Source organism: Desulfofundulus sp. (assembly GCF_049701015.1).
Taxonomy (GTDB): domain Bacteria; phylum Bacillota; class Desulfotomaculia; order Desulfotomaculales; family Desulfovirgulaceae; genus Desulfofundulus.
The window spans coordinates 1-4,906 of the sequence record NZ_JBNATZ010000189.1; the positions used below are offsets into that span (position 1 = coordinate 1).

Annotated in this window: 6 protein-coding genes; 3 read left to right on the top strand and 3 right to left on the bottom strand. The window is 60.0% G+C overall.

Features of this window, described 5'->3' with window-relative positions:
* Nucleotides 1-95 precede the first annotated feature (95 nt).
* The 3 genes from ACPLUI_RS10950 to metK form a co-directional block, all read right to left on the bottom strand.
* Nucleotides 96-1,826 (bottom strand): diguanylate cyclase, encoded by a 1,731-nt coding sequence (locus tag ACPLUI_RS10950; RefSeq protein WP_424660300.1) that lies wholly within the window; start codon nucleotides 1,824-1,826, stop codon nucleotides 96-98.
* 48 nt (nucleotides 1,827-1,874) lie between these two features.
* Entirely contained in the window at nucleotides 1,875-2,366 is a 492-nt protein-coding gene (locus ACPLUI_RS10955) for a hypothetical protein (RefSeq protein WP_424660301.1), read from the bottom strand.
* Between the two features lie 250 nt (nucleotides 2,367-2,616).
* Entirely contained in the window at nucleotides 2,617-3,807 is a 1,191-nt protein-coding gene (gene metK, locus ACPLUI_RS10960) for a methionine adenosyltransferase (RefSeq protein ID WP_424660302.1), read from the bottom strand.
* A 285-nt stretch (nucleotides 3,808-4,092) separates the two neighbouring features.
* On the opposite strand from metK, the gene ACPLUI_RS10965 reads away from it, so the two are divergent.
* The 3 genes from ACPLUI_RS10965 (at nucleotide 4,093) to ACPLUI_RS10975 (ending at nucleotide 4,905) form a co-directional block, all read left to right on the top strand.
* Complete coding sequence (locus ACPLUI_RS10965) at nucleotides 4,093-4,317, top strand: DUF1659 domain-containing protein (protein WP_424660303.1); 225 nt, start codon at nucleotides 4,093-4,095, stop codon at nucleotides 4,315-4,317.
* A 109-nt stretch (nucleotides 4,318-4,426) separates the two neighbouring features.
* Nucleotides 4,427-4,660, top strand: coding sequence for a DUF2922 domain-containing protein (locus tag ACPLUI_RS10970; RefSeq protein ID WP_424660304.1), 234 nt, complete (start codon nucleotides 4,427-4,429; stop codon nucleotides 4,658-4,660).
* A 2-nt stretch (nucleotides 4,661-4,662) separates the two neighbouring features.
* Nucleotides 4,663-4,905: a YvrJ family protein gene (locus tag ACPLUI_RS10975; RefSeq protein ID WP_424660305.1), complete on the top strand. Its 243-nt coding sequence runs from the start codon at nucleotides 4,663-4,665 to the stop codon at nucleotides 4,903-4,905.
* Nucleotide 4,906: the final 1 nt, after the last annotated feature.

Below are 4,906 nucleotides of genomic sequence, written 5' to 3' on the forward strand. Positions count from 1 at the left end.
GGGGGAACAAAAGGTCCAGGAAATCCTTCCACAGTTCCCGCAAAGGGGTTAAAAGACGGCGCACCCCATCAACTCCCACTTCGACTTCTCATTTCTCACTTCTCATTTCTCACTTCCCATTCCCGCGGCAGTTCGACCAGCTGCTCGTACAACACCACGCGGTCCTTGCCCGCTTTTTTGGCCCCGTACAGTGCCTGGTCGGCCCGCTGCACCAGCGTGGTCACATCCAGGGCATCCCGGGGACAGGACGCTACCCCCAGACTGATCCGAACCTGCCGGGGCATACCTTCCACCGCAAACTGGTGTTCCCGCACCAGCCGCCTCAGTTCCCCCGCCAGAGCGCCGGCCCGAGCCGCATCACAGCCGGGCAGGAGGACGGCAAACTCTTCACCCCCGTAACGGCAGACCACCCCCGCCTCACCCACGGCATCCCGCAGGAGACCGGCCAGTTCCACCAGTACCGCATCCCCGGCCACGTGGCCGAAGCGGTCGTTGATCAACTTAAAATTATCCACGTCCAGCATGATCAGCGCCAGGGGCAGCCCGGCTTCCCGGGTGCGCCGGTACTCGAGATCGGCCCGGTAAGTGAAATAACGGTGATTGTAAATGCCCGTCAGGCCATCTGTATTGGCGCTTTCCACCAGACGCTCCATCAAAATGGTGTTGGCAATGGCTACCGCCGCCTGGCCGCAAATGACGGAGATGGTGTGGAGGTGATTTTCATAAAAGGCAAAAGGTCGTTTATCCCCGATGACCAGGACACCCAACTTCCTTGTGTCAGCCAAAAGGGGGATAACCATTAAAGAACGCAGAACCTGGAACAGCCCCGGTTCCTGCCGGAGTCGGGGTTCTTCCCGCACATCGTAAACAATCTCCGGCTCACCGCTTTCCAGAACCCAGCCGGTGAAGCTCTCTTCCGGGAAAACCACGCTCCCGCACAATTTTTCCCGGAAAGGACCCGCAGCCGCGCGGGCCTCCAAACACCTCCCGTCCGCGGACCACAGGTAGATCACCGCGCTGTGATAAGATACCACCCGGCGGGTCTCCTTGAGCACCAGGTCCAGTATTGCCTGCACATCAAGCCTCTGGCCCAATCCCCTGGCCACGTGGTAGAGTGCCAGCAATTCCCTGTTGGCCAGTTCCATATGCACGTACAACCGTAAGACAAACTGCACCACCAGCACGGGAAGGAAAAGGAGTACCAGGCCGGATAACCCTGCCTCGCGGTACAAAAAAGCCATGAGCATCCCCGTGGGAATGCTGAACAGGCAGGTCAACCCGTCCCAGCGGAAAGCATCCCACCACCCGAGCAGGGGGTGGTGGGACCTCCTGGGAGCCACGTACAGGGAGACCAGGAGGTGATTCACCACGAAGTAGGTCCCGGAGAACGCCAGCAGGCCGGCGGCCAGTCCCGGCGAGATCCTGCTGCCGGCCGCACCGGCAACCCGGAGGAAAACAAAGTTCCCCGCGATGACTGCCAGTACATGCTGGGCGGCATTGTAGAAAACGGTCCTCAGGGGGTCACCCCGGGGTAAAAAGCCCTGGCTGAACAGGGTGGCCAGGGCCCCGGTCCAAGCCGCTGCCGGAGCACCGAAAAGGATATAGGCAGCCAGAACCAGGGCAAAGCCGCCCGAGAGCTGGCCGTGGGGAAAGTTGACCGCCAGCCACCCGGCGGCCACCCCCAGGGCGACGAAAACGAGATAGTGCCTCCCGTAATCCAGGTCCAGGGAAGAAAAAAAGCGCGCCAAACCCCACACCCCCAGGCCGGTGATCAGCCAGGTACAGGCAAGGTGGGTAAAGCGGCGCATCCCTTTCAAATCTCTCACCTCAAGGTCTACTTCGACAAAAAATACCGTTTACCTCCTCCATGTTTTTCAGGCGGCCCGGTGTATCTGCCGCAAGACGGGTGTGCGCAAAAGATGCCGCCCCTGCAGCCCCCGGGCATCGTAATACCATACAGGTCTCGCCCCGCCAACCAGACCCTCACGGGGCTCACCCGGCAGGCGGACCAGCATGGTCGAAAGGGCCGTCCTCTCCTCTCCGGTGGTTTCCCCCGCCCGCAGGGCCCTGAAGCCCAGTCTGCGGCCAAGGATGCGGGCAATGCCGAGAGTATCGTCGCAGCTCTGCTCATCCACCACCACGGTCATTTCCAGCCGGGGCAGTAAAAGTTCGCACCCGGGAGCAAGCCGTCGTAGAAACCCCTCGCAGGCCTGCTCCTGGTTGCTCAGGAGCAGCACCAGTTTTCCCCGGCTTTGCCCGGCATAGCGACGGTAAGCCAGAACCAGCCGGCACGCATTGACCACCACCAGACCAAGCCACAAAAGCCAGAGCGCCAGGAGAAACTGCACCCAAAGCAAGTCAATCACCCCCAAATCCGCCCTTGCTCCACCATATGCAGGACTCCGAACAGGGGTGAAAGGGGGCCACGGCCTCTTAAAATCGAGCGCAAGCAAATGCCGGTTGCCACAGGGATAAACAGGCGTGTAACATTGAATGCCAGCGCGAAATCTCCAGTTGGAGCACCATTTTTTGTGCAGTACCCAATTATAAAGACCCCGGGGGTTTCCGGGGTCTCCCAATTTTCCTTATACTCTTCTTATACGCTTATTCCCCACTCTACGCCCCGGCTTCCCTGCGCAGCAGCTCGGCTTTGTCCGTGCGTTCCCAGGGGAGATCGATGTCGGTGCGCCCGAAGTGGCCGTAGGCGGCGGTGCGGCGGTAAATGGGCCGGCGCAAATCCAGGGCCTTGATGATCCCCGCCGGACGCAGGTCAAAGTGCTCCCGCACCAGCTTAACCAGGAGCTCTTCGCTCACCCTGCCGGTACCGAACGTATCGACCATTATGGAGACCGGACGGGCCACGCCAATGGCATAGGCGAGCTGCACCTCGCACTTGTCGGCCAGCCCGGCGGCCACAATGTTCTTGGCCACGTAGCGGGCGGCATAACTGGCGGAACGGTCCACTTTGGTGGGGTCTTTACCGGAAAAGCAGCCGCCACCGTGACGGGCCATACCACCGTAGGTATCCACAATAATTTTGCGGCCGGTCAGGCCCGTATCCCCCTGGGGGCCACCGATGACAAAACGGCCGGTGGGGTTGATAAAGTAACGGGTGGTGGAATTGAGCAGTTCCGGAGGGATAACCGGCCTGACAACCCTGTCAATCAGGTCCTCCCGGATCTGGTCCAGGGAAACGCGGGGGTGGTGCTGGGCCGAAATCACAACGGTATCAATGCGCACCGGCCGGTCGTCCTCGTATTCCACAGTCACCTGCACCTTGCCGTCGGGACGCAGGTAAGGGAGTTCCCGGGTCTTGCGCACCGTGGCCAGCCGGCGGGCCAGACGGTGGGCCAGAGCGATGGGGAGGGGCATGTACTCCTTCGTTTCGTTGGTGGCAAAGCCGAACATCATCCCCTGGTCCCCCGCACCAATGGCTTCGATTTCCGAATCGGTCATTTCCCCGGAACGGGCTTCCAGAGCCCTGTTCACGCCCATGGCAATATCCGGCGACTGCTCGTCAATGGAAGTGATCACCGCACAGGTATCGCAGTCAAAACCGTACTTGGCCCGGGTATAACCAATTTCGCGCACGGTTTCCCGGGCAACGCGGGGTATGTCCACATAACATCTGGTGGTAATCTCACCGGCCACCAGAATCAATCCGGTGGTCACCAGCGTTTCACAGGCCACCCGGGCATCAGGGTCCCGGGCGATGATCTCATCCAGAATGGCGTCGGAGATCTGATCGGCCACCTTATCCGGGTGGCCTTCGGTTACTGACTCTGAAGTAAAAAGCCTTCTGGCCATAAAAACACCTCCATCTGCTGAGGGCAAAAACTGCCACGACTATTCTAGCAAATAGGCCGGAAGGTGTCAAATTAAATCGGTATCAAAACCTGAGGGCAGCCGGAGGCCTATCCAGATACTGGAAGACCCTTTGCTCCGGTACCCTGCAACCGCTATTAATGGAGCTGCTCCAAAAGTAGACACCGGTCTACCAGATTCTGGGCTTGACGGGACCCTCCGCCCGGGTTATAATAAAGCCACGTCCCGAACACGTGTTCGACCATAAAAAGTGGAGGTGTTTCATCTATGGCCATAAGCAAGGTTCCCGGTACTACGGTACTGCGGCTCGTGCTCCAAACCGGCGTCGATGGGAGCGCCAACCCGGTCTACCGGAATAAAAACCTGAACAACGTGCGCCCCGAAGCCACCGACCAGGACCTCTTCGACGTGGCCCGGGCCCTGGCGGGGCTGCAGGAGTATCCTCTGGCCGGCGTAAACAGGATTGACAACGCCCGCCTGGTTCAGGCTTGACAACCGGCAAGCAAGGCGGGGCCGTCCTGTCACAGGCCCCGCCTCTCAACCCGACGAAACCGGTTCCCGGCACCAATAGAAGCCGGCGAAAAAAAGGAGGTAATCACCAATGGCTGTAACCACCACCCAGACACTGCGTATGGTCTTTAAAAATGCGGGCGGTTCAAACTTTACCATCAGCCTGGACAACCCCCGGGACAACGTCACCGCCGCTGAAATTGAAGCGGCCATGGACCTGGTCATCAGCAAAAACGTCTTCCTCACCGGCGGCGGCGCCCTGGTTGCTAAGCAGGATGTCCAGATCGTCGACCGTACCACCAACGACCTGTACGACCCGGCTTAAAAGTGCCTTTTAAACTCCCGGCCCCCGGCAACGCTGCCGGGGGCCGGCTACCCCGCATCACTTCCCACCTCTCATATCTCATACAGGAGGTGCGCCCCGTGGAAAACATCCTGCAGGCTATAGGAAATCTGGGTTTCCCCATCGCAGTCGCCGCCTATCTGCTGGTGCGCATTGAAACCAAGCTGGAGAACCTGGCCGCCAGCATCGCCTCGCTTGCCCAGGCTGTGAACGCCCTGCGCAAGTAGC